The sequence below is a fragment of the Micromonospora sp. NPDC002296 genome (assembly GCF_040296145.1).
In the GTDB taxonomy this organism is placed as follows: Bacteria; Actinomycetota; Actinomycetes; order Mycobacteriales; family Micromonosporaceae; genus Micromonospora.
Genome location: NZ_JBEOWQ010000039.1, coordinates 26,103 through 48,809, shown reverse-complemented (window position 1 = coordinate 48,809; position 22,707 = coordinate 26,103). Strand labels below are relative to the sequence as shown.

Annotated in this window: 15 protein-coding genes and 1 pseudogene; 4 read left to right on the top strand and 12 right to left on the bottom strand. The window is 73.8% G+C overall.

What is annotated here, in order from left to right; all coding sequences use genetic code 11:
* The 8 genes and pseudogenes from ABT023_RS23810 to ABT023_RS23775 all read right to left on the bottom strand — a co-directional run.
* Positions 1 to 2,388, bottom strand: a pseudogene (locus tag ABT023_RS23810) (hypothetical protein); the annotation flags it as partial.
* A gap of 37 nt (positions 2,389 to 2,425) precedes the next feature.
* Positions 2,426 to 2,584 carry a DUF6760 family protein gene (locus tag ABT023_RS23805; protein WP_350888610.1) on the bottom strand — a complete coding sequence of 53 codons (159 nt, stop codon included), beginning with the start codon at positions 2,582 to 2,584 and terminating at the stop codon, positions 2,426 to 2,428.
* A complete protein-coding gene (locus ABT023_RS23800) occupies positions 2,581 to 3,030 on the bottom strand; it encodes a hypothetical protein (protein ID WP_350888609.1) in 450 nt (149 codons plus the stop codon). Before ABT023_RS23800 ends, ABT023_RS23805 begins: the two co-directional genes overlap by 4 nt.
* A gap of 4 nt (positions 3,031 to 3,034) precedes the next feature.
* Positions 3,035 to 3,478, bottom strand: coding sequence for a phage tail protein (locus ABT023_RS23795; RefSeq protein WP_350888608.1), 444 nt, complete (start codon positions 3,476 to 3,478; stop codon positions 3,035 to 3,037).
* Positions 3,479 to 3,502: 24 nt separating this feature from the next.
* Positions 3,503 to 5,032 carry a phage tail sheath family protein gene (locus ABT023_RS23790; protein WP_350888607.1) on the bottom strand — a complete coding sequence of 510 codons (1,530 nt, stop codon included), beginning with the start codon at positions 5,030 to 5,032 and terminating at the stop codon, positions 3,503 to 3,505.
* A gap of 182 nt (positions 5,033 to 5,214) precedes the next feature.
* Positions 5,215 to 5,787, bottom strand: a complete 573-nt coding sequence (locus tag ABT023_RS23785) for a hypothetical protein (protein WP_350888606.1) — start codon at positions 5,785 to 5,787, stop codon at positions 5,215 to 5,217.
* A gap of 1 nt (position 5,788) precedes the next feature.
* Entirely contained in the window at positions 5,789 to 9,913 is a 4,125-nt protein-coding gene (locus ABT023_RS23780; RefSeq protein ID WP_350888605.1) for a hypothetical protein, read from the bottom strand.
* A gap of 85 nt (positions 9,914 to 9,998) precedes the next feature.
* Positions 9,999 to 10,763 carry an eCIS core domain-containing protein gene (locus ABT023_RS23775; protein WP_350888604.1) on the bottom strand — a complete coding sequence of 255 codons (765 nt, stop codon included), beginning with the start codon at positions 10,761 to 10,763 and terminating at the stop codon, positions 9,999 to 10,001.
* 739 nt (positions 10,764 to 11,502) lie between these two features.
* On the opposite strand from ABT023_RS23775, the gene ABT023_RS23770 reads away from it, so the two are divergent.
* A complete protein-coding gene (locus ABT023_RS23770) occupies positions 11,503 to 11,862 on the top strand; it encodes a hypothetical protein (RefSeq protein ID WP_350888603.1) in 360 nt (119 codons plus the stop codon).
* A 43-nt stretch (positions 11,863 to 11,905) separates the two neighbouring features.
* Here the strand turns inward: ABT023_RS23770 and ABT023_RS23765 are convergent, their stop codons facing one another.
* The 4 genes from ABT023_RS23765 to ABT023_RS23750 all read right to left on the bottom strand — a co-directional run bounded on the left by ABT023_RS23765 (position 11,906) and on the right by ABT023_RS23750 (position 19,083).
* The gene (locus tag ABT023_RS23765; protein WP_350888602.1) at positions 11,906 to 14,002 is read right to left on the bottom strand and encodes an ATP-binding protein; all 2,097 of its coding nucleotides are present in this window, start codon (positions 14,000 to 14,002) and stop codon (positions 11,906 to 11,908) included.
* A 3-nt stretch (positions 14,003 to 14,005) separates the two neighbouring features.
* Positions 14,006 to 14,632, bottom strand: a complete 627-nt coding sequence (locus tag ABT023_RS23760; RefSeq protein WP_350888601.1) for a Pvc16 family protein — start codon at positions 14,630 to 14,632, stop codon at positions 14,006 to 14,008.
* Positions 14,633 to 14,636: 4 nt separating this feature from the next.
* On the bottom strand, positions 14,637 to 18,347 hold the full coding sequence (locus tag ABT023_RS23755) for a VWA domain-containing protein (protein WP_350888600.1): 3,711 nt from the start codon (positions 18,345 to 18,347) through the stop codon (positions 14,637 to 14,639).
* A 112-nt stretch (positions 18,348 to 18,459) separates the two neighbouring features.
* Complete coding sequence (locus tag ABT023_RS23750; protein ID WP_350888599.1) at positions 18,460 to 19,083, bottom strand: response regulator transcription factor; 624 nt, start codon at positions 19,081 to 19,083, stop codon at positions 18,460 to 18,462.
* Between the two features lie 154 nt (positions 19,084 to 19,237).
* On the opposite strand from ABT023_RS23750, the gene ABT023_RS23745 reads away from it, so the two are divergent.
* From ABT023_RS23745 to ABT023_RS23735, 3 genes are all read left to right on the top strand, one after another.
* Entirely contained in the window at positions 19,238 to 20,569 is a 1,332-nt protein-coding gene (locus ABT023_RS23745) for a COG1470 family protein (RefSeq protein ID WP_350888598.1), read from the top strand.
* A gap of 125 nt (positions 20,570 to 20,694) precedes the next feature.
* The gene (gene rfbB, locus ABT023_RS23740; protein WP_502890744.1) at positions 20,695 to 21,684 is read left to right on the top strand and encodes a dTDP-glucose 4,6-dehydratase; all 990 of its coding nucleotides are present in this window, start codon (positions 20,695 to 20,697) and stop codon (positions 21,682 to 21,684) included.
* A gap of 73 nt (positions 21,685 to 21,757) precedes the next feature.
* On the top strand, positions 21,758 to 22,561 hold the full coding sequence (locus ABT023_RS23735) for a TetR/AcrR family transcriptional regulator (RefSeq protein WP_350888596.1): 804 nt from the start codon (positions 21,758 to 21,760) through the stop codon (positions 22,559 to 22,561).
* Positions 22,562 to 22,707: the final 146 nt, after the last annotated feature.

Here is a 22,707-nt window from a genome sequence, read left to right as displayed (position 1 = left end):
CCCGCCGCCGCCGGGCGGCGGGGCCGCCGCAGGCGGCGCGGGTGCGTCGACCGGGGGCGGCGGGGCGGCGTCGTCGACCGGTTCGGCCCGCTGCACGACCGGACCCGACAGCTCACCCATGGCGTACGCGGACAGCGGCGGCCCGGGCGGCGCGGTGTCCCGCCCCTGGGGCCGGCCGGCCGACGGCGTGCCAGGAAGCGCGCCCACCCACCGCTGGACGGGCGGGAGCCCGCGGCCGGCCTCCGCGCCGGTCGAGCCGGCTGCGTCGGTCGACGCCGCCGTGGCCGGGTACGGGGCGGTCGGGTACGGGGCGGTCGGGGTCGGATATGAGGCGGCCGGGGTCGGGTACAGGTCCACGGGGACGGCCCGGTCCGGGTCGGGTGCGGTGGCGGCCCACCCGTCGGTGGCCGTCGCCTCGTCCCGCTGCCAGGTCACCCGCTGCACGGTCGGCCGGTCGGGCAGCGGCGCGATCGGGCCGGCTCCGGTCAGCAGCGGGGGCGGGCGGTCACCGACGAGCCGGGCCACGACGAGGGGCAGGGGAGGGGGCGGGCTCCCGTTCGGGTCCACCCCTGCGGGGCCCGCGTCGCCGGTGGGGTCGGCCATGCCGCCGTCTCCGCCGTCTCCGCCGACGAGGCCGACGAGGCTGGCGACGCCCGGTCCGCCGTCGGTCTCCCCGCCGGTCGTGACGCGACCGACCGGGCTTGTTCCCCCGTCGTACGGGGCATCGGTGCCGGTCGGCGCCTCGGCGTGGGGGACCGGTCCGGTGTCGGTCGTCGGCTCCTCGGCCTGAGGGCCGGTCGAGGTGGTCGACGTCGTCAGGCGTGCCACCACCGGCAGGTCGGGGCCGCCGGAGCCCACGTGTCCCGCCTTTGGGCCGCCGGCCGGATCCACCGCCTGAACGCCCGCCGCCGGCCCGCTCTCCGAGGAGGCGACGCCCGGGGGCGTCGACGTGGCCGGTCCGCCCAGCAGCGGGGCCATGCCCGCTTCCGCCGGCACGTTCCCACCGGGTGCCGTCCCCCCGGCGGGCGGCATCTCCCCGGCGGGTGGCACGAACGTCTGGACGGGTGTCGGTCCGCCCGTGCCCGGGTCTGCCGCGCCGCCGGGCCAACGGGTGGGTGGGGCGTCGCCGCGCGGCGTACCGGCGAGCGGCAGGCCCTCGGCGGGCGGCGGGGGACCGCCGGCGAGGTCCTCGCCCCCGCCGGCGGTCCCCGCCTCGGCCTGCGGCCCCACGGGGGAGGGGCCGAGACCGGTGGGGAGTGCTTCCGTTCCGAGCCGGGAGACGGTGACGGCCCCCTCGCCCAGGAGCGCGGCCGAGTCGCCCGCCGGCGTCGCGTCTCCCGCGTCGGCCGGTCGATCGGCGGCCCCGGGCCCGCTGGCCGGCCCGCTCCCGGCGGCCGGCGACCGCTGGACCAGCGGCGTGGCGGCCGGCGACCGTGGGCCGCCCGACCGGCCCTCTCCGGCGGCGGGGCGTCGCACCTGCTCGGGACCCTGCCCGGCCGTGGAGCGTTGCACCGGCGGGGGAGCGGCGTCGCCGGTCGGGCGGGACGCCGGGGGGAGCACGGGGGACACGATCGGCTCGCCCAGCCCGAGCCGGCGGGTTGGCCTCGGGCCGTCCCCGACGAGTCGCTGCACGGGCAGGTCCGGTGCGGACGGCCCGGCGCTGCCCGGTGTGAGGGGCCCGGCGGTTGCCGCCGCCGACCACGCGTCCGACGCCGGAACCGTGACGTCACCGCCGGGGGGACCCGCCATATCGGCCGGGGTCGTCGCGTCGGTGTCACCCGTCGCCGGGTCGTCCCGTCCGAGGGTGGGTGCCTCGGGTGAGGCGGTGTCGGGTCGGGCGGCCTCCGGCGTCGGGTCGGCCGGGCGGTCGACGGCGGGCAGGAGCAGCTCCTCCGGCGGCGGGGGCGCGGTCAGCAGCCGGCTGACCGGCACCGGCTCCACGGGCACCGCCCGCCCCCGGGCCGGCACGGCCGGCGGAGGTTCTGGCGTCGGTGCGGTTCCCGGCGGACCGGCGGCCTGTCGTTGCAGGGACGGTGCCAACGGGCGGTTGTCCGCCGACGGCGTCGCGAGCGGCAGCGGCCCGGGGTCCTCGCCGTGCGTCCGGCCGACGGGCTCCGGGAAAGACCGGGGTGGCTCGCTCACCGGCACGGCCGTCTCGTGCAGCACCCCGGCCGGCTCGGCGGCACCGACGAGGTGACCGAGGGGCGCCAGGTACGACGGGTCGCGCCACGCGGCCAGCGACCCGGTGAACGTGTCGGGCAGGTTCAGCCGTGGCTCGTCCGAGATGATCCGCTGGAGCGGCGGGAGGCTCTGCCACGCCGGCGGCCCGCTCCGGGTGGGGGCCGGCGAGCCGTCTCCGGGCGGCGCGTCCGTGGTGGACCGTTGCACGGTCCCCTGCGCTCGCCGGCGCCACGGCCACATCGGGTCACCGTCCCTGACTGATGCGGGTGTTGATGCTGGCGATCTCCGCCACGTAGCGCAGGCGCTCGCCGTGTTCGAGGTCGAGGATCTCGTCCAGCGACCAGTGGAAGTGGTAGGCGACGTACGCGACCTCGGAGTAGATGCGGCCGGCCGCGTACGTCACGATTCCCCCAGGCGCCCACCGGCGAGGTCGACGGCGAAGCGGTGCCGGCACTCCGGGCACACCACGCTCGCCCGGGTGTGCCCCTCGCTGTTGATCCGCCGGTACATGTCCTGGAGGAACGCCAGGTCCGAGGCGAACAGGTCCTCCACCACGCCCGGGTGCACGTCCAGCACCGTGCCGATCCGGGTGACCACCCGGCTGAGCAGCACCACCGTGAGGTACGGCGGGTTCTCCCGGACCCGGTCGTCGCGCAACGGCACCAGCTCGTCGCGGGCGGTCGCCAGCCGCATCACCCCGTCCCGGTGGACTGTGCCCGAGCCGTCGACGTAGCCGCGCGGCAGCTCGAACGGGAACTCCGTGCGCAGCGTCTCGCGGCGCGGGGCGACGGCGGGCGGCTCGGCCGGCTCCGGGCCGGGCGACGGGACCAGGGACGACGTGCGGCGCATGGGGCTACTCGACCTCCATCGACTCGTACGTCACCACGAGCTTCTCGGTGAGCACGCTGGTGTCGCCGGCCTTGAGCGAGCTGATCTCCAGGCTCTTCGCCCACGCGTTGGTGAGCTTGTACCGCTTGATCGGTATGCCCTCGTAGTCGAAGACGATGATCGCGCCGCCCTTGCGGGCGGAGCCCATCTTCCCGAAGCGGCAGTCCTTGACCCACCGCTCGAAACTGTTGTCCGCCGTCAGGCCCCGGGTCAGCGTGACCTCGCCGGCCTTCGGCGCGCCGGGCGCCTTGCGTACGGCGAACTTGCCGTCGGCGGTGTTCGACTTGTACTCGATGACGTCCTGCTCCATCTTGAGGCCGGAGACCTCGGTGATCTGGCGGATGATGATGCTGTCCACCTCAAGGCCGAACGAGTGGCCGACGGCGGAGTCGAAATCGGGGAGCGGCACGACTGCCTCCTGACGCTTTGGGGACTACTCGTTGACCAGGCTGGTGCCGCCGGACATCTGCGCCAGCTGGAAGATGACGAACTCGGCGGGCTTCACCGGGGCCACGCCGATCTGGCAGATCACCTGGCCGGCGTCGATGCTCTCGGCGGAGTTGGTCTCCTCGTTGCACTTGACGTAGAACGCCTCGTCGGGGGTGAGCCCGAACAGCGCGCCCCGTCGCCACTCGTTGACCAGGAACGCGCTGATGGTGCGGCGGATGCGGGCCCAGAGCATGTGGTCGTTGGGCTCGAACACCACCCACTGGGTGCCGTTGAGGATCGACTCCTCCAGGTAGTTGAAGAGCCGCCGCACGTTCAGGTACCGCCACGCCGGGTCGGACGACAGCGTCCGCGCGCCCCACACGAGGATGCCCCGGCCCGGGAACGAGCGGATGCAGTTGACGCCGATCGGGTTGAGCAGTTCCTGCTCCGCGCGGGTGAGCTGCGTCTCCAGGGCGATCGCACCCCGGATCGTCTCGTTCGCGGGGGCCTTGTGCACGCCCCGGTTGGCGTCGTTGCGGGCCCACACCCCGGCCAGGTGACCCGACGGCGGCATGAACCGGTTGGTGCCGGTCACCGGGTCGAACACCTTGATCCACGGGTAGTAGAGCGTGGCGTACTTCGAGTCGTAGCCGGCCTGGTCGGTGCGCCACTCCTTGACCTGCTGCGGCGACAGCCCCGGCGGCGGGTCCAGGATGGCCATCCGGTCGCCCATCAGCTCACAGTGCGCGATCACCGCGGACTGCACGGCCTTCACCGACTCCAGGTCGATCGCGCCGCGCTGGTAGGCCCCCATCAGGTCGGGCACCGCGACCATCGTCACCTCGTCGACCGCCTCCAGGCCGCCGAAGCCGGTACGCTCCGCCGCGTCGCCGACGTACTCGTCGGCGGACACGGACTCCGGTGCGCTGACCGGCGCCGGGGCGGTGAGGGCGACCTCGCCGCCGAGCGGCCGGGCCAGTTGTCCGGTCGGGGCCGCCTCCTCGATGGTGATCAGCTTGGACCGCTCGCGGACCACCGTCACCACGTTGTCCTTGCCGCGCTTGGTGGTCACCGACTCGAACGTCTCGGCCACCTGGCCGCCGCGCTTGACGACGAGGTTGAACCGGTCCTCGCCCACGCCCTCCGGCGGGTCGGCCACCTCGACCGTCAGGTCGTCAGGGGCGCCCTCGGGCAGGGCGCGGGCCACCACCCGGTACGTGCCGAGGATCGCCGTCGGCTCGGGTGCCGCCGGCAGAGCCTCGTCGCTGGCCCGGTCGCCGCCGACCCGCACGATGTACGCCGCGCCGCCGCCCTGCATGAAGTACCCGTACACGGCGTGGCCGAGGTAGCAGTCCGGGGCGAACTCGCCGAACGTCTGCGAGTACTGGCTCCAGTTCGTCACCAGCGTCGGGGTGTTGAACGGCCCCTGCGCGGCGAAGCCGACGAACGCGGCGACCGCCGTGCCTACGCCCTCGATCGGGCGCGAGCCGGCCACTTCCTCGACGTACACGCCCGGCGCCAGGTAGTTGGGCATCCCGCCTCCTCGTCCCTCGGGGATCGAGTCGAGCGTCCCGCGTGCGGGCGGCGGCTCACACGTCCGCCGGGCCGATTGATCGGGAACCCTCCACTGCCCTTTGGCGCACCGAGCGAGGTTAGGGCACTTCGTGGCTGTTGGTGACGCCCGGCCCGTGCAATCCTCCCCGGAGAGTCACCTGGCTAATCGGGCTGCCGGTTCTGGTTGGCCTGCTGGACGAGGTCTTCCCAGCTTTGACGCTGCTCTTCAAGCGCGGGCTCCCGGATCGCGTGCGCGGCGACAAGCTGCCCGGGGTTTTCGATCTTCACTCCTTGGGCGTGGCGCCACCGAACCTCCGCATCCATCTCGAATTCGATTTCGATCAGGTACTCCGAAATCATTTTCGGCGTTCCCTCGACCTCGCTCGCATAATAAAGCCGCTCGTAAACGAGCGAGGTGTCGGGATGTGCCCCGCTGGTGTACCCGGCGAAGAGGGTCTGCCAAGTGGCATTGCGGTATTCCGCGACGAGGAAAAGTGTGCGGCGCTGTGGTCGACTGGCGTTCGCGGAGAACTCCGCCAACTCCTCGGCTGAATGGCCCAGAGCTCGCCCGGCCGGGGACGCCATTATCGTACCCGGCGGGGAGTGCATCAGGCTCTGCGTGACATTGCGGCGCTCCTCAAGGACGTCGTCCGGTTCCGTGAGCGCTGCCATGGCCTGCTGGTGCTCAGCATCGAGAAATTTGTTGAAGAAATCCACCGCGTTGTCCAGATCCATGTCATCCTGCCTCTCTCTCTACGAATAGCCATTCGTCTGCCCCGATGCGTGCTCGATCCTTGATCGAATTCTCGCCGGAGACGATCTCGTATTCGTAGATCACCTCTGCGGCCCTCCGGATTGGAGGGTTAAGCATGATTTTCAGCATTTCCTGGAGTCTTTTCGTTGCCTCAGCGTCCCCGGCCTGGTACCACGGTTGATGGGTGATCCTCTGCTTGAGCAGTTCACTGACAAGTTCACCGAAGCGCACTGTGACCGTGAGGTTCAACGCCACATCCTCGGTTTCCCTCTGGTGGGTGCGCGCGAACAGCTTGATTCGGTTCGCTATGGCGGTTTCCACTTCGCTCATGACCACCTGGTTGTAGTGGTCGCTCGTGGTCACCAGATTGCGGGCCTCCTCGAAGCCGGACCCGCCGAACATGTCCGCGATGCCGTGCGCGCGGTTGAGATTCATATTGGTGACGAATCCTGGGCTGTCCTGCGTGACACCCCGTGGTCCGCCGCCCGTCTTCAGGCGCAGATCGATTCCCTTGACCCGCAGTGACATGCTTCGAAGGGCGTCCGACTCGACCACCTGGAAGCTCTTGCCCGCCAGGGTCGTGTACGTGGTGATCCGCTTCGTCCCGTCATCTGTGACCTTGATGTTGGTCGGGAAGAAGTCGGAATGTTCTGTGGGCCGCGGCGTCGGCAGATTCAGCTGCCCATACGGAAGGACGTCGACCTTGTAGGATGTCGGCCCCAGCTTCTGCAGCCCCTTGGTCAGGCGATCCTTGTAGCCTTGTTCCGCCTCAAGTGCAGGCACCCGGGCCAGGCCTTCTGTCTTGAGCCGGTCGGGTACCGGTGTGCCGAGTTCCTGCAGGACCGCGCGCTTCGCCGCACTCCCCGAATTCTGGAACACATATTCGTAGAAGGGGGTCGTGTCTGCCCTCTTCCGGTTTGAGTCGAAGTACGTGACGAGTGGGCGGATGAACTCCGGCGCAGTCGCTTTTGAGCGGGCCTCCCCGTCGGTGTTCCTGATGTCATCCTTCGTCCAGAGGGGTGAAGACCCCTCATCCGTTCCCCGGCGAACCTTGCTGATGTAGGTCTTCCACCAGAATTCGTGCACGGTGCCGACGAACCTGTCCACGTGCGCCGGCATCGCCGCTTTTATCTCGTCGAGCTTCTCTTTGTTGGACTCATCACCCGGTACGGTGACCTGTTCGCTGTCGACTCCCGGGCTGTTGACCGCTCGGAAATGGATCAGGGTCTTGTCCTGCTCTACCGTGTCGGTGATCAGTGTGAGTTGTTTCAGTTCGTACTTCTTGCGTATCGCGGGCAGTTTCTTCTTGATCTCGGGTACGGCGATGCCAGGCTTTACGAGTGACACGGCTGCGCGTAGCGCCAAGGCGCTGCGGTCGCCGCCCGGGCCGCCCCGATCGCTTGCTTTCTTCTGCCGCCTGTTGCGGACCTTGGCCCACAGCTTCCTGCCGATTGCAGCGATCTTGTCGGCGACCCAGTGGACCGCCTTCATGACCGGCGCGCTGAGCGACTTGAAGAACTTCTGCACCCGCTGCGCGATCCCGCCGACGCCGAGCACCGCTGCCAGCACCCCGATGAGCACCGGCACCGACCGCGCCAGGGCCTTCTCGATCAGCGCGGGCACCCCACCCGTCCCGCCGCCCGCAATCGCGATGATGGCGTCGAGCACCGAGTTGACGAACTCCAGGATCTGCGCGCCCTGGGTCACGATGAACGTGACGAAGTCGATGATCATCTTGACCGCGCGGACGAACGCCGACGCGGGGTTGAGCAGCGAGATGATCCAGGTGATGCCGGCCATCAGCACGGTCGGGATCAGGTACTCACTGATCTTCGAGAACAGGTTGGCCTTGAGGTCGCCGACCTTGTCCTGGATCTCTTCCCACAACCCACCGAGGCCCTGTGCCTGGACCTTCTGCACCAGCGGGACGGATTTTTCGACCACGCTCATGGCCGGCTCGGGCACCCCGCGTTTGATGATCAGGCCACGGATGGACGCCCAGGTCAGCCCCAGCAGGGAACCGACCATCATGACGATGCCGCGCAGGTCGAACTTCGCCGGTAGTTCGAGGCCGGCGCCGGCCATCGCTCCGGTGAGCCAGCCGACGAGACCCTTCTTCAGGTGCTCGCCGATGTTGGCCAGGAACTGCTTCAGGCCAGCGCCGACCGCGCTGACCAGGTTGCCGAGGAAGCCGATCGGGTCCTTGATGATCGCCATGACCGCCTGCGCGGCCTTGGCCAGGACACCCATCAGCATGTCCTTGAGCTGCATGATGGTCTTGATGACCCCGGCGACGGCGTCGACGGCCTTGGCGACCAGGCCCTTGTTCTTCTCCTTCTCGGCCGCGATCTCCTCGTCGACCGACTTGAGCGCCTCGTTGTACTTCGACGCGAGGGTCTGGACCAGTTCGGTGCCCTTGCTGTTCACCGACTCGGTCAGCTCGTCGAACTTCCCGGCGAATTCGCCGGCGGCCTCCTTGCCGATCGCCTGGAGGTCGGCGGGGAGTTTGCGTACCTCGGCCTGCAACTGGTCGCGGCCGGTGGTGATGCGCTGCTTGGCCCGGGTCAGCTCCGCGCCGATGACGTCGGCGACGCCGGAGATGACCTGTTGCATCCGGTCGACGTAGCCCTTGCGGGCCTGGTCGTAGAAGGCATTGACCTCGTCGGGCAGGCCGAGCAGCTTGTCCTTGCCCCACTTGGCCCATCCGAAAGGGCCGGAGTACCGCTTGTCCTTGTAGTCGTCGATGCGCCGCTGGTAGTCGGCGGTGAACCCGTCCCGGGCCGCCTTCTCACCCGCGGTGAACTTCTCGTCGACCTTCTTGTCCAGCCCGGACAGGATCTCCTCGACGTCGGACTTCGTGGCATCGAAGACCGTCTGAAGCTTCGCCGTGGCCTGGGCACGCTTGGACTCGTCCGCGCCTTTGGCCTGCTCCTTGCCCGCCCCCACCTGCGCACCCGCCTGCTTGCGGCTCCCGGCCAGGGCGGTCATCGCCGTCGCCCCAGCCGCCCCCGCGGCCGCCTTCGCGCCGGTCAACGTTTGCGTCTCGGCGGCGCGCACCTGCCCCGGCGCAGTCTGGGCGTGCTGCTCGACGGCGGTCTTCTCCTTCAACGCCCCGGTGAACTCCGGCTCGTTGGACTTCGCGAGCTGCTCGTCGGTGACCTGAGCGTCGGCCATCTGCTGGTCGACCTGCTTCGGGCCGGCGGAGAAGTCCGTCGCTGCCGGCGGGGCCTTGTCGGGCACCGCCTTGGCCGGGTCGGGAGTTCCGGGCGTGGCCGGTGGCTTGTCGGCCACCAGGGGTACGACCTGCTTGTCCTTGGCCTGCGAGGTGTCCGGCGGGGCCTTGGTCGTGGTCTCGATGGCGCTCGCCGACGTCTTCTTGCCGTCGGTGACCTGCCCCTGCACCTGTCCCTTGACCGCGTCGGCCTTGCCCGAATCACCGAACTTCTTGGCCTCATCCAGGTTCTTCGGCGCCTGCGCCGCGATCGCCTCGTTCACCGCGCGCACGAACGCGGCCTTGTCGAACTCCCCGGGCTTCGCGGCGTTCATTTTCTCCGCGTTCGCCGCCTTGCCCTGCGCCTCCTTGTCGTCCTGCGGCGCCTTCGCCGCGCCCTGCGCCTTCGATGCCTCCGCCGCTGCCGGCGGGTGCGCGCCGAGGACCTGCTGCTTGCCCCGCACGTCCGCCTTGAGCGCGGCGAACTTCGGGTCGGCCTGCGGCCCGGGGCGGTGGAGGGGGCCGGCGTCCGTCGCCAGCCGCTGCACCGGCCCGGCCTCGACCGGGCCGGCAGGGGCGGGGGCGCCGCAGGTCGCGGCGGACGGTGCGGCGGCCGAGCGTTGGGCGGGCACCGACGCGGCCGGGCCACGCCCGCCACCGCCGGCACCGGGCCGCTTCGCGGCGGGGGTACGAGCCGACGCCGCGCGCCGCTGGGCGACCAGCGCCGACACCGCCCGGTTGCCCGCCCCCGACTGCAGTCGCTGCACGGCCGCCCGGCTCAGCGGGCGGGCGCCCGGCTCGCGTACGCCGATGGCGGGCTCGGGGTCGGCGACCGCGCGCGGCGGCGCGGCGCGGCGGGCCGGGGCGTCGCCCCGCTCCTCGGCCGGTGCCTTCACCTCACACCTCCCGGTCGGGGCGGTTCACCAGGGCAAACGAGCCGACGGCGCTTGCGTAGTGGCCGGAGGAGGCCGATCCGGACCGTTACTGCTCGGCGGACTCCTCTTCCTCTTCGCCGGCCTCCTGGCGCTGGACGTACGTCTGCGCCGACTCGTCCTCCTCGGACATCTCCTCGGCGCGCTGCACCTGCGGGTGGTCGTGCCCCTCGTGCTCGACCGCCCGCTGGACGGGGGCGGCCGGGGCCGGCGCGGCAGCGGGGGTAGCCGGGGCGGACATCAGCCGGTCGGCGTTGGCGACGGCCTCGCGCTCGAACCGGTCGGACGGGTCGCTGACCTTCACCCCGCCGCCGTGGTCGGTGCCGTCGACCGGCCCGCTGCGCTGCTGCACGACGTGGGTCAGCTCGTGGGCGAGCATGTGCTGCCCGGCCGACGACGCCGGGTCGTAGCTGTCGCGCTGGAAGACGATGTTCGACCCGACGGTGTACGCCTGCGCGTTGACCGACCTCGCCGACTCGTGCGCCGCCCCGTCGGTGTGCACGCGTACGTCGCCGAAGTCCTGCCCGCCGAACCGGGACTCCATGTCGGCCCGCACGTCGGGGGCGAGCGGCGTCCCGCCGCCGGAGTTCACCACCGAGTGCACCGGGGACCGTTCCGGCTCAAGCAGCTCCCCGACGGCCTGGTTGCCGATCGCCCGTTGCAGGCCGAGCAGCCCGGACGCGCCGAGGACGTCGGGGCGGCCGGCGGTGGCGGCGGCGTACATGAGGTGGTCGGTGTCGCGCTCGGGGCCGGTCGGCCGGTCACCGGCGGGCCGTGCCGCCGCGTCCGAGTCGAACTCGCGATGTCCGCGCATGTCGGCCTCCTCCGGAACGACCCGGCGCGATGACGGCAGGGTCTCCCGTCTCGACCGTCCCCTGTCGGGCCGCCCCGGCACAGGGGGGCCGGGCCAGCCGTAGGGGCAGCCCGAAGTGCCCACCCGGGCAGCCCGTCGCGCCCTGGTGGCCCCCGTCGGCGCACTCACGGACACCGATCGCGGCAGACGGTCCCGATGCGCCCGCGGGGCCGGCCGCGCCTTGCCGAGCGGACCTAACATCGGCGGTCCGGGCAGCTGTCTACGTTGGACGGAGGGGCCCATGGTCCTACGTCGGTCGGAGCGTCGTACGTCGTCGCGGCGAGCGCGCTCGGGCGCCCGCGAACCGGGCCGCCGGTCCTGGATGCAGGGCTGGGGGCTCAAGGCGGCCGTCATCTCGGCGGTCGTCCCGCTCGTCGTCGCCGCCCTGTGGGCGAAGGGCGTCGGGCTCGTGGATCGCTGGGTCGGTCCCGCCCCGAGCGCCTCCGGGTCCGTGACGCCCGTGGCGGCAGCCGGTGGGCAGGCCCCGGGGCCGTCGGCCGGCCCCTCATCGGTCGGCCCGGCTCCGGACGGCTCGCCGTCGGACGTTCCGCCGCTGCCTCCCGAGCCGATCTGGGACCCGACCGGCCCCCCGTCCGACGGGCCCACGTCGAGGCCCGACCCGACGTCGAAGCCGAAACCGCCCCCGCCGACCGACGAGGCGGATCTCTCCGCGCGGGTGCGGCGGAGCGGAACGCTGGTCATGGCCGACTACACGGCGTACGACCTGGACTCGACGGCCGCCGACTGGAACCCGACGAAGGACGACTGGGGCTCCAGCCGCGACGTCGGGTACGCCTCGTGGTGGCCCGACGCCGGCAACGACGCCGTCGTCAGCCGTGCGGACCCGAGGTACGCGGCGTCGCTGCCGGGCACCGGCCCCTGGCAGCGCGCCGACTGCGCCCGGGCGGGGTACGGGCAGCCGTCCGCCCGCCCGGTCGGGGAGCGGCTGCTGGAACGCCGGGGAATCTGCGTGGTCACCTCGGCCGGGCGCTACGCGCTGCTGGTGGTGACCAGGGCGGTCGAGAAGCAGCTCACCGTCCGGGTCACCGTCTGGGAGTGACGTCCCCGCGCCCGGCAACGATCTCCCGTCGCCGGGTGGCGTCTCACACGGCCAACCCCAGGTAGGGGCCGAACTCGCTCTCCAGGGTCAGCCGGCCGAGCTTGCGGTACTCCCGGCCCACCGCGCCGATCAGCTCGGTCATCCCCACCGGCCGTCCCGCCCCGGCGGCCAGGTACCCGGCGGTCACCGCCGCCGAGCGGATGTGCCCGCCGGCCAGCTCGAACGCCTCGGCCAGGAAGCCCAGGTCCACGTCGGGGGCGCGGGGCACCCGGTCGCCGAGGCAGCGGTCCCACAGCGCCTTCCGGGCCGCCTCGTCAGGCACCGGGAAGTCGACCACCACGTCGAGGCGGCGGGTGAACGCCTCGTCCAGGTTGGCCCGCAGGTTCGTTGCCAGCACCGCCAGCCCGTCGAAGGTCTCCATCCGTTGCAGCAGGTACGCGCTCTCGATGTTGGCGTACCGGTCGTGGGCGTCGCGGACCTCGGAGCGCTTGCCGAAGATCGCGTCCGCCTCGTCGAAGAGCAGCACGCCGTTGACCCCGGCCGCCTCGCCGAAGATCCGCTCCAGGTTCTTCTCGGTCTCGCCGACGTACTTGTCCACCACCGTGGCCAGGTTGACCGTGTACAGGTCCAGCCCCAGGCTGCCCGCCATCACCTCGGCGGACATCGTCTTGCCGGTGCCGGAGTCCCCGGCGAACAGGGCGGCCACCCCGTGCCCGCGCCCGCCGCCGGGGCGCATCCGCCACTCGCGCAGCACCAGGTCCCGGTGCCGGGCCCGGCCGGCCAGCTCATGCAGCAGCGACAGCGTCGCCGGCGGCAGCACGAGGTCGTCCCAGCCGACCTCGGGGACGATCCGCCGGGCCAGCCGCTCCAGGCCGGCCGCGTTCTGGGTACGCGCACCCGCGCGCAGGTGCGCCGCGCCGACCGGCTCCCCGGTGGCGGCGGCGAGCTGGACGGCCACCGAGGCGGCCCGCCGGATCGCCGGGGCACCGAGGACGAACTGGGCGGTGGCGGCGGCCGGGTCGAGCCCGTCGGCGACCGGCCCGGGCAGCGCGGCCCGCCACGCCTCGGCCCGCGCGGCGGCGCTCAGCGGCACCACGTCGACCTGCACCGGTGCGCCGGCCGTCCACGACGGGTCCCAGGGCTGCGTCCCGTACGCCAGCACCGGAACCTCACCGGCGGTGAGCCGGGACCAGACCGCCCACGGCTCGTCGCCCCGCACCGGCCCGACGACAAGTCCCGCCCCGGTGAGCAGGGCCTCCCGGACCAGCACGGTGGCCAGCTCCGCCGCCTGCGGGTCGGCCGCGAGCCGGGGCAGGTCAATGGCGAGCGCGCCGCGCCCGGCCTGGTCGAGGGCGGCCACCGCGAGGGCCGTCGCGCTGCCGCCCGGCTTCTCCCGCAGGTACGCCAGCCGAGCCCCGGACCGGCCGAGCTGCTCGGCGCCGGGCGGCGGCGGCCCGGCCGCGTCGACCGGCTCGGCGAACCCGACCAGCGACGGCTCGGGGGCGTCGGCGCCGAGCAGCCAGCCGCCCACCCGGTCGGGCACCCACAGCCCGCGGCTGAGCACCGGCCGGTCGGGGGAGTCGACGCGCAGCAGCGCCAGGTCGATCAGCGGTGCCCCGGCGGCGAGCCGGAGCCGGGCCGACGCGGCGGCCTCGGGCAGCCCGCACAGCCGCAGCGCCAGCCCGACCGAGGGGCGGCGGCGGGTCACGTCGTCGTTGAGGTACCCGTAGAACAGCTCGAACCGGCTGTCCACGTCCGGGGCGAGGGCCACCAGCAGCAGCGCCTCGTCCAGCGGGGTCAGTCCCGCCGCCCGGGCCAGCGCCGCCAACCGATCCGGCCCGGGATCCCGCCCGGTTCCCTCGGGCCCGGCCGGTGCCCCAGCCGGCGTCGGCCCGGCCCCGGCCGCCGGCCCCGATCCGGCCGACGCCCTTGCCGAGGCGTCGGCCGGATCGCCCGGCCACGGGTGGAAAGGCTCCCGGCCGGCGGCGAGGGCGGCGTCGACCGCCTCGTCGGACAGGTACAGCCCCCGAAAGGGGTCGTCGGGCTGCGGGTCGGACTCCCGGCGGGCCGCCACCGCGGCGCGTACCGCCAGCTCCACCCGCTGGAGGCGGCGCAGCAGTGTCGGTGATTGCCGACCCACGGCTCAGCTCCCGGCCGGTGTCGGCCGGTGCCGGACCCGGTCCCCGGCGGCGTCGCGGGCCCGGTCGGCGACCTCGGCCACCATGCCGTCGCGGGCCGGCGGGCCGGCCTCGACCACCCGGCCGCTGTCCACCGGCGTGCTGATCACGACGTCGAGCGAGGGCTTCAGCTCCCCGCCCAGCGCGGTCCACACGTCGGCGAACGCCCGGTCCTCCGGCGGCGGCAGCGCCACGGTCATCGGCACCGGCATGCCGATCGCGGCCACCGAGCCGGCCAGCACCGCCGGGGGAAGCGCGTCGAGGCGCAGGAAGCACAGCAGCAGCGACGACAGCAGGCGGTGCTCGTCCTCGGGGCGCTGGGTCCACGCGGTGACCAGGTAGGACAGCTTGATGTAGCGGGGCGGGGCGACCCGCCGGGCCACCTGGCCGCGCTCGTCGTACTCGTTGACCAGGCCCCGGGACCGGCGGCGCAGGTCCTCCCGGATGTCGTAGAGGTAGACGTTGACGGTGGGGGCGTTGCGTCGGGCCGCCCACTCCTTCGTCGGCGCCTCCAGCACGATGTCCACGCCGGACCCGGGCAGGGCCTCGTCGCGGACCAACCGGCGCAGCGCGTCGTCGACCTCGTGGATCATCCGCTCACCACCTGCCCCGGAAGGGCGGGTCGAGCCCGCGCGGCACCACCAGGAACGGCTCGGTGGCGCGCACCGGCCCGAAGGCGCGGCCTCCCGAGACCCGGGCGGCGGCGAGGTCGCGCGGGCCCAGCTCGTCCTTGCGCAGCACCAGCACCTGGGTACGGAAGCTGCCGTCCGCGTCGACGGTCACCGTGTCCGGGGTGGCGGTGATGCCGGGCTGCCAGCGCAGCCGCACCGTCGCCCCGGGCGGGAAACCGGTGCCCACGGCGGCGGTCACGAACCCGGGTGGCCCGATCGCCGGGTCGACGCGCAGCTGCGGCGCGATCACCTGCACCGGAGCCTGCGCCGTGCGGGTCGCCGACACCTCCCGTACGGTCGCGGTGAGCCGCCCGGCGACGGCCGCGACGACCGCCGCCCGCGCGGGCAGCACGACCCTGACCACCTGCTGCCCGCCGGGGCCGAGCGTGCCGAGCAGGCAGAGTTGGCGGCCGGCCCCGCAGCGCGGGTCGGCGCTGACCGGCGGCAGCAGCGGGGCGGGCGGGGTGACGTCCAGCCAGACGTTGTCGGCCGGCAGGCGGCCGGCGTTGCGCACGGTGAAGGTGACGGGGACCGGGTCGCCGCCCAGGTAGGCCGGCTGGTTTGCGACCGAGACGGTGAGGGCGAGGTCAGGCGACGGCAGGCGCTGGAACGCCGGCTCCGACCCGACCTGCCGGATCACCGTCGTCGGCGGGCCACCCGCGCCGGGCAGGACCACGATGTCCGGCGGCTCCTCGGACCCCTGGAGGGTCACCGCGATCCGCCGGCCGTCCGGGGACCACGCCGGGTCCGCCACCCAACGGCCGTCCCGGTCTCCGGCGGCGAGCGGGTGCCGGGCGGCGGAGCCGTCGGGCGCGACCACGCACAGGTCGGCGAGGCGGCTGCTGTCGGCGAACGCGATCGAGGTCCCGTCCGGGGACCAGGCCGGCGACCGGTCCGTCTCGCGGGCCGGGCAGCCGTCGCCGATCCGGGCGCTGAGGTCGGTCTGGTCGGTGACGGTCAGGGTGCCGGTGCTGCCGCCGTCGAGCCGGGCGAGCCAGATCCGGGTGCCGGTGAGCTGCGGGTCGGACACGATGATCAGCGCGGTGTCGGCGCCGGTGCGGCCGGCCTGGTCGGTGGCCCGGCAGGTAACCACGGTCTGGCCGATCGGGAACCGTGAGCCCGACGGCGGCTCGCAGCGCACGGGCAGCGGCCGGTCCGCCGCGTCCACGGCCGTGGCCCGGTAGGTCACCTGGGCGCCGGTCGGCCCGGTCGGGGCGACCTGCACGTCGTCGACCCGGACCAGCGGCAGGCCGGGCTGGGCGACCCGGACGATCAGCTCCTGCACGGCGTCCGACCCGGCCTCCGGCGGGTCGAGGTCGAAGCGCAGCGTGCAGCGCAGCACGGACCCGGGGACCGCCCCGGGCGCGACGGAGACGGTCTCGGTGAACCTGGCCGGCGTGCCGGCGTCCACCCTCGCCGGGTCCGGGTCGAAGGCGACGGAGAGGCCGTCGTCGCAGGTGGCGCTCGGCCTGACGGTGACCTTCAGCTTCCCGATGGCCTCGATGATGGCCGTGATCATCTGCCCCGGGTCGCTGTTGGCCGTGAGCAGGCCGCCGGTGGCCTCGGCCAGTCGGCCGGCCGCGCCGTCGTAGTTCAGCCCCCGCTCGAAGTCCGCGCCGGCGATGGGCACCCCGATCAGGGCGATCCCGGCGGCCCGGAGCGCGCGGGTGAGGTCCCCCTCGTCGATCGCGCCCTCCTCCGGCGGCGGGAGGGTCTTGTCCACGCTGTCGGTGTCGCTGATCAGCACGACGATCCGGCTGCTGTCCGGGCGGAACCCGATCCGGTCGTTGCGGGCGAGCTGCCGCAACGCGTAGAACCAGTTCTCCGTGCCGTACGGGCTCTGCGCGGCGAGCCGCTGCACGGCGGCGTCCACGGCCGCGTCGTCCCTGGTCAGCGACTGGCGGGGCAGGTACATGTCCGGGTCGTGCTCCCCCTCGCCGCCGCGCCCGCTGAACGTGGCCAGGCCGAACCAGGCGTCCGGCTGGCTCGCCCGCACGTTCTCGATGACCTCGGGCAGCCGGTCCCTGAGCTGGCTGATCACGCTCGCCCCGCCCTCCCCGGGCTGGGACATCGAGGCGGTGTCGTCGACGAGGAAGACGATGTCGGGGCGGGGCGGGATCGGTGGGGTGGGCAGCGACTGCTCCACGGTGAACGAGGTGCCCGGCAGCGCCGGCCGATCCACCCTCGGCACCGCCAGGTCGCTGCGCCGGGGGGTGGCCAACCGGGAGAACGCGAGCCGCAGGCCGTCCGGCGACCAGGAAGGCTCGGCGTCGCGGCCGATCAGGTGCGGGGGCATCGGCACCTCGGCGAGGAGCCTCCCGTCGGCGACCGCGACGACCAGGATCCGCGAGGGGGCGTCGTCGTCCGACGGCTGCCGGGTGAACGCGACCGCCTCGCCGGTCGGGGACCAGGTCGGGTCGGTGTCCCGGTCATCCTCGGCGGTGCCCGGCGGGGCGAGGGCGCGCGGGTCGGCGCCCGAGGCGTCGGCGACGACGATCCGGGCCCCGCCGCCGGGCTGGTCGGCGCTGTAGGCGAGCCGGGTGCCGTCGGGGCTGAACGCCGGCCCGGTCTCCGACAGGTTGGGCCGGGCGGTGTGGTCGCGGCGGTCCCCGCCGGTGGCGTCGGCGGTCCACACGTCGCTGGTGTCGGCCAGCTCGGTGGCGGTCCAGATCAGGTCGCCGCCCCGCCAGGCGGGCTCGTGCTCGGGCCGCGGGCCGGTGGCGACCGGGGTCACCCGGCCGGCCCGGGCGACGTACACGTCCCCGGCGGGGTCGTCGCGGACGGAGGTGTAGGCGATCCGCGCGCCGTCGGGGGACCAGGCCGGCTGCGCGGCGTCCCCGGGGCCCGGCACCGCGCGGGTCACCGGGCCGCCGCCGGGGGCCACGGTGGCCACCGTACGGAAGGCCGGGTCGCCCGCCGGCGCGAACCGGGTGGTGGTGAAGGCGATCCGCGCGCCGTCCGGGGACCACGCGGGTTGTCCCTCGGCGGCCGGGCCGTCGGTCACCCGGACGGCGGCACCGCCCCCGGCCGGCAGCACCCAGACGTCCCCGGCGGGGTCGCCCCGGGTGCTGCCGAAGGCGATCCGGGCCCCGTCCGGCGACCAGGTCGGCCAGCTGTCCTCGGCCGGGTGGTCGGTGAGCCGGCGCAGCCCGGAGCCGTCGACCCGGACCACCCAGATGTCGGCGTTGCCGGCCCGGTCGCTGGTGAACGCGACCTGCCGGCCGTCGGGGGACAGGGCGGGGTGGGCGACCGTGCCGGGACCGCCGACCAGCCGCACCGGTGGCCCGCCCGGGCGGCGCAGGTAGAGCCCTCCGCCACGGTCCGCGCCGCCGGGGGCGGCCCGCCGCCCCACCCAGACCAGCCGGCCGGCGCGCGCGTCGACGTCCCGCTCGGCGTCGCCGCGCTCGTCCTCGGACAGCAGCGGACGGGGCGCGGCGGTGGCGCCCGCGCTCACCACCGGGGTCGGGCGCTCCTCGCTGCGGTAGCCCAGCCGGTAGCCCACCTCGGCGGCCGGCGGGGCCGGCGCCGGTGCGGGCGGCGTGGGGGCGGGCGGCGCGGGTGGCGCGGGCGCGGCGAGCGCCGACCCGGCTACCAGCCCGAGCACCATGACTCCCCAGCGGCGGTTGCCCCAGCGCACGACACCTCCCCGTGGTCACCCTGTCCCCACCGTGGCGATCCCCGGCGGGGCGGGTAGCGGCGGTCGGTGCCGGTCTGCGGGCAGCGCGGCCTGCCCGATGGGGCAGCGCGGCTCAGATCAGGCCGTTGCGCAGCGCGTACGCCACCGCATGGCAGCGGTTGCGCAGGTGCAGCCGGTTCGTCACGTCGTGCAGGATGTTCTTGATGGTCCGCTGCGAGTAGGAGAGCTTCGCGGCGATCTCGGCGGTGTCGAAGCCGTCGGCGACCAGGCGAAGCACCTCCACCTCCCGGTCGGCCAGCCCGGAGAAGGTCAGGCCGCGCGGCCCGAGCACCTCCCGTTGCAGCGCACCGACCTGCTGGAGCAGCCGGCCGAGCAGGTCCGGCGGGACGGCGCCCTCGCCCGCCGCGGCGGCCCGGACCACCGCGATGAGGCGGTCCGCGCTGGCCTCCGACCGGCGGACGATCCCCGCGACGCCGTGTTCCACGGCGGCGACCAGCCCGGCGTCGTCGACCTGGGTCACCACCAGCACCAGCGCGGGCGTGCCCCGGCTGCGCATCGCGCGCAGGGTCCGCAGGGACGACTCGTCGATGCCGTCGGTGATGATCACCGCCACCTCGGCCCGGTCGGCCTCGGCGTCGTCGAGTAGCAGGACCTCCGGCCGGGGCCGAAGCTGACTGACCACCCCGGCGCGCGAGATGACATCGGTGGAGGACAGGTGGACTGGTACGCGTCGCATGAGCACCCCCGGTGCGCTGGGACGATCGGTGACGCCGAGTATCGCCCGCCGCACCAATCGTGCAGTCAACGTGGGCTCAACGGCCCTCCCGCGTTGCCCCAAGGTCTTCCTCCACGGCGGATTGAATGGGTGGGCATCCACCTAGAGTCGCGCCATGACCACCGACGCGAACCTGGACACCGACCTCGTCGAGGTGAGCCCGGGCAGCGAGGCGAGCTGCCGGCTGGAGGTCCGCAACGCCGGCCCGATCGTCGAGTCGTACGTGCTCGAGGTGCTGGGCGACGCCGCCGGTTGGGCCCACGCCGAGCCGCCCACCGTCTCGGTCTACCCCGGCTCGGCCGAGACGGTCGTGATCCGCTTCCAGCCGCCCCGGTCGCCGCAGGTGGTGGCCGGCGAGCGGCCCTTCGCGGTGCGGGTCACCCCGGCCGAGAACCCGGACGGCCAGGTCGTTCCGGAAGCCACGGTGCGGGTGCTGCCGTTCGCCGAGATCGCCCCCGAGATCCTGCCGCGCACCTCGCGGGGGCGCTGGGGCGGCCGGCACGAGCTGTCGGTGTCCAACCTGGGCAACACGCCGCTCGGGCTGACGTTGGCCGGCGGCGACCCGGACAACCGGCTCCGCGTCGCGGTCCGCCCGCCGCAACTCGCGGTGGCCCCCGGCGAGGCGGCCTTCGTCCAGGTGCGGGTCCGCGCGCGCCGGCTGCGGTGGCGCGGTCACCCGGCGACGCTGCCCTTCCAGGTCGCGGTCGTCTCGGAGGAGACGCCCCCGGCCACCCTGGACGCGGCGACCGTGCAGGAGCCGTTGCTGCCGCAGGGGGTGGGTCGGATCATCGCCGCGCTGGTGGTCCTCGCGTTGCTCGGCGCCGGCCTGTGGTACACGCTGCTGCGGCCGACGGTGAAGTCCCTGGCCGAGGAGGTCGCCCAGGAGCAGGTGGCCCCGGTGGCGCAGCAGGCCAGCGCCGCCGACAGCCGGGCCCAGCAGGCCGACGACAAGGCCCAGCGGGCGCTCGGTGGCGCGTCCGCCAGCCCTCGCCCGTCGGGGCCGACCCCGAGCAACCCGCCGCTGCCGCCGTCGGCGACGCCCAGCGCCCCCGTGCCGGGTGTCCCGGCGGGCGGGCAGTCCTTCAGCCGTCGGCTCGCGGTCACCGCCGCGAAGGGCGCCACCCGCACCGACCAGTACACCGTGGCGTCCCGCCGGGTCTTCGTGCTGACCGACATCTTCCTGCAGAACCCGCAGGGCGACGAGGGGCGGCTGGAGCTGGTGGTGGACGGGACGACGGTGCTCACCGTGGCGCTGAACAACTTCCGGGACCTCGACTACCACATGGTGTCGCCGATCGAGGTCCGCGCCGGCCGGGTGATCAGCCTGCGGGCCACCTGCCGGAAGGCGGGCACCACCCTCGACGGGGCCGGTGGCGGGGGCGGCCAGTGCCGCGACTACGCCCTGCTCAACGGCTACACCCGCAGCACGAGCACCCCGGCGGCCTGACGACCCCGGGTCGCCGTCGTCGCGATGGGCAGCGCGGCGGGGTCGCGTCACCGGCCCGCCCACGGCAGGTGACGGACTTCGACCGGGCCTCAAGACGCGTCGGCTAGCGTCGCGGCATGGAGAAGATGCTGGTCACCGGGGGTGCGGGGTTCATCGGCGCCAACTTCGTCCACCGGGCGCTGGCCGCCCGGCCGGGCCTGCGGCTGACCGTCCTCGACGCGCTCACCTACGCCGGGAACCGGGACAGCCTCGCCGAGGTGGGCGACCGGATCACCTTCGTTCACGGCGACGTCCGCGACGCCGACCTGGTCGACGCCCTCGTCCGGGACTGCGACACGGTGGTCCACTTCGCCGCCGAGTCCCACGTGGACAACTCCCTCTCCGACCCCATCCCGTTCCTGCGGACCAACGTCGAGGGCACCTTCGTGCTGCTCGAGGCGGTCCGCCGGCACGACCGGCGGTTGCACCACGTCTCCACCGACGAGGTGTTCGGCAGCCTGCCGCTGCACGGCGGCGGGGCGTTCACCGAGGAGACCCGGTACGACCCGTCGAGCCCCTACTCGGCGACCAAGGCGGCCTCGGACCTGCTGGTCCGGGCCTGGGCCCGGTCGTACGGGGTTCGGGCGACGCTGTCGAACTGCGCGAACAACTACGGGCCGTACCAGAACGTGGAGAAGTTCCTGCCCCGGCAGATCACCAACGTGCTGCTCGGGCGGCGGCCGAAGCTCTACGGCACCGGCGAGAACGTGCGGGAGTGGACCCACGTCGACGACCACAACGACGCGGTGTTGCTGATCCTCGACGCCGGCAGGTTCGGCGAGACGTACCTGATCGGTTCCGGCGCGCAGTGGAGCAACCGGGCCCTGCTGGAGCTGACCCTGACGCTGCTCGGCCGGCCCGCCGACGACTTCGACAGCGTGCCGGACCGCCCCGCCCACGACCTGCGTTACGCCTGCGACAGCGGGAAGATCCGCCGCGAGTTGGGCTGGCGGCCCCGCTGGTCGGAGCTGCCCGACGGGCTGGCCGCCACCATCGACTGGTACCGGGGCAACGAGTGGTGGTGGGGGCCGCAGAAGGCCGACACCGAGGCCCGCTACGCGGCCATCGGGCGCTAACCGGCCGACCGACCCGCCGGCTGATCCGGGCCCGTACGTCGTACCGTATGCCGCTGGATAGGATGGCGGCACTATGCCGAACGAGCGCAAGGGCAAGATCGACCCCGCCCGCAGCCTGGCCATCCTCTGGCGTACCCGGGAGCCGACCAGCCGCAGCGCCGGGCCGGGGCTCAGCGTCGACCGGATCGTCCGGGCGGCGATCGAGATCGCCGACGCCGAGGGGATCGACGCGCTCACCATGCGCCGGGTCAGCGAGGCGCTGGGCGTCGGGACGATGTCGGTCTACACGTACGTGCCGGGCAAGGCCGAGCTGCGCGACGTCATGGTCGACACGGTCTACGGCGAGATGAGGCGTCCGGCGGACGTCCCCGGCGGCTGGCGGGCCCGGCTCGAACAGGTCGCCCGGGAGAACCTGGAGCTCTACCGCGCCCACCCGTGGCTGCTGCGCGCCGAGACCAGCCGGCCCGTGCTCGGCCCGAACCTGCTCGCCAAGTACGACTACGAGCTCGGCGCCGTGGCCGGCATCGGCCTCGACGACGTGGAGATGGACGCCGTGCTCACCCTGGTCCTCGGGCACGTCAAGAGCGCGGCGCGGGCCGCGCTGGACGTGGTCGACCTGGAGCGCGAGACCGGCATGACGGACGGCCAGTGGTGGCAGTCGCACGCCCCCTGGCTGGAGAGGTTCGTGGAGCCGGGCAGGTACCCGACGGCCTCCCGAGTGGGCTCGGCGGCCGGGGAGGCGCACGGCGCGGCGTACGGGCCGGAGTACGCGTTCGAGTTCGGCCTCCAGCGGGTGCTCGACGGCGTCGCGGTCATCGTCGCCGAGCGTTCGACCACGGCCGAACCGGACCGCTCGGGCGCGGCCGACGCCGGATAGCGGCACCGGCCGACGTCCACTTTGTCGGTCCGGTCGGATACCGGACATGGTGCGGCCGGCCACCCGGCCGCTCTGCCATCCTGGATCTTCCCCGCCGGTGTCCATCCGCGCCGGCCAGACCCGGCCGGCGAGCCGGAGGCGGCGCG

Excerpts from the sequence above, each read along its gene's own strand:
- ABT023_RS23800 (WP_350888609.1), bottom strand. The coding sequence starts at position 3,030 with ATGCGCCGCACGTCGTCCCTGGTCCCGTCGCCCGGCCCGGAGCCGGCC.
- ABT023_RS23790 (WP_350888607.1), bottom strand. The coding sequence starts at position 5,032 with ATGCCCAACTACCTGGCGCCGGGCGTGTACGTCGAGGAAGTGGCCGGC.
- ABT023_RS23785 (WP_350888606.1), bottom strand. The coding sequence starts at position 5,787 with ATGGATCTGGACAACGCGGTGGATTTCTTCAACAAATTTCTCGATGCT.
- ABT023_RS23775 (WP_350888604.1), bottom strand. The coding sequence starts at position 10,763 with ATGCGCGGACATCGCGAGTTCGACTCGGACGCGGCGGCACGGCCCGCC.
- ABT023_RS23770 (WP_350888603.1), top strand. The coding sequence starts at position 11,503 with ATGGCCGACTACACGGCGTACGACCTGGACTCGACGGCCGCCGACTGG.
- ABT023_RS23760 (WP_350888601.1), bottom strand. The coding sequence starts at position 14,632 with ATGATCCACGAGGTCGACGACGCGCTGCGCCGGTTGGTCCGCGACGAG.
- ABT023_RS23750 (WP_350888599.1), bottom strand. The coding sequence starts at position 19,083 with ATGCGACGCGTACCAGTCCACCTGTCCTCCACCGATGTCATCTCGCGC.
- ABT023_RS23745 (WP_350888598.1), top strand. The coding sequence starts at position 19,238 with ATGACCACCGACGCGAACCTGGACACCGACCTCGTCGAGGTGAGCCCG.
- rfbB (WP_502890744.1), top strand. The coding sequence starts at position 20,695 with ATGCTGGTCACCGGGGGTGCGGGGTTCATCGGCGCCAACTTCGTCCAC.
- ABT023_RS23735 (WP_350888596.1), top strand. The coding sequence starts at position 21,758 with ATGCCGAACGAGCGCAAGGGCAAGATCGACCCCGCCCGCAGCCTGGCC.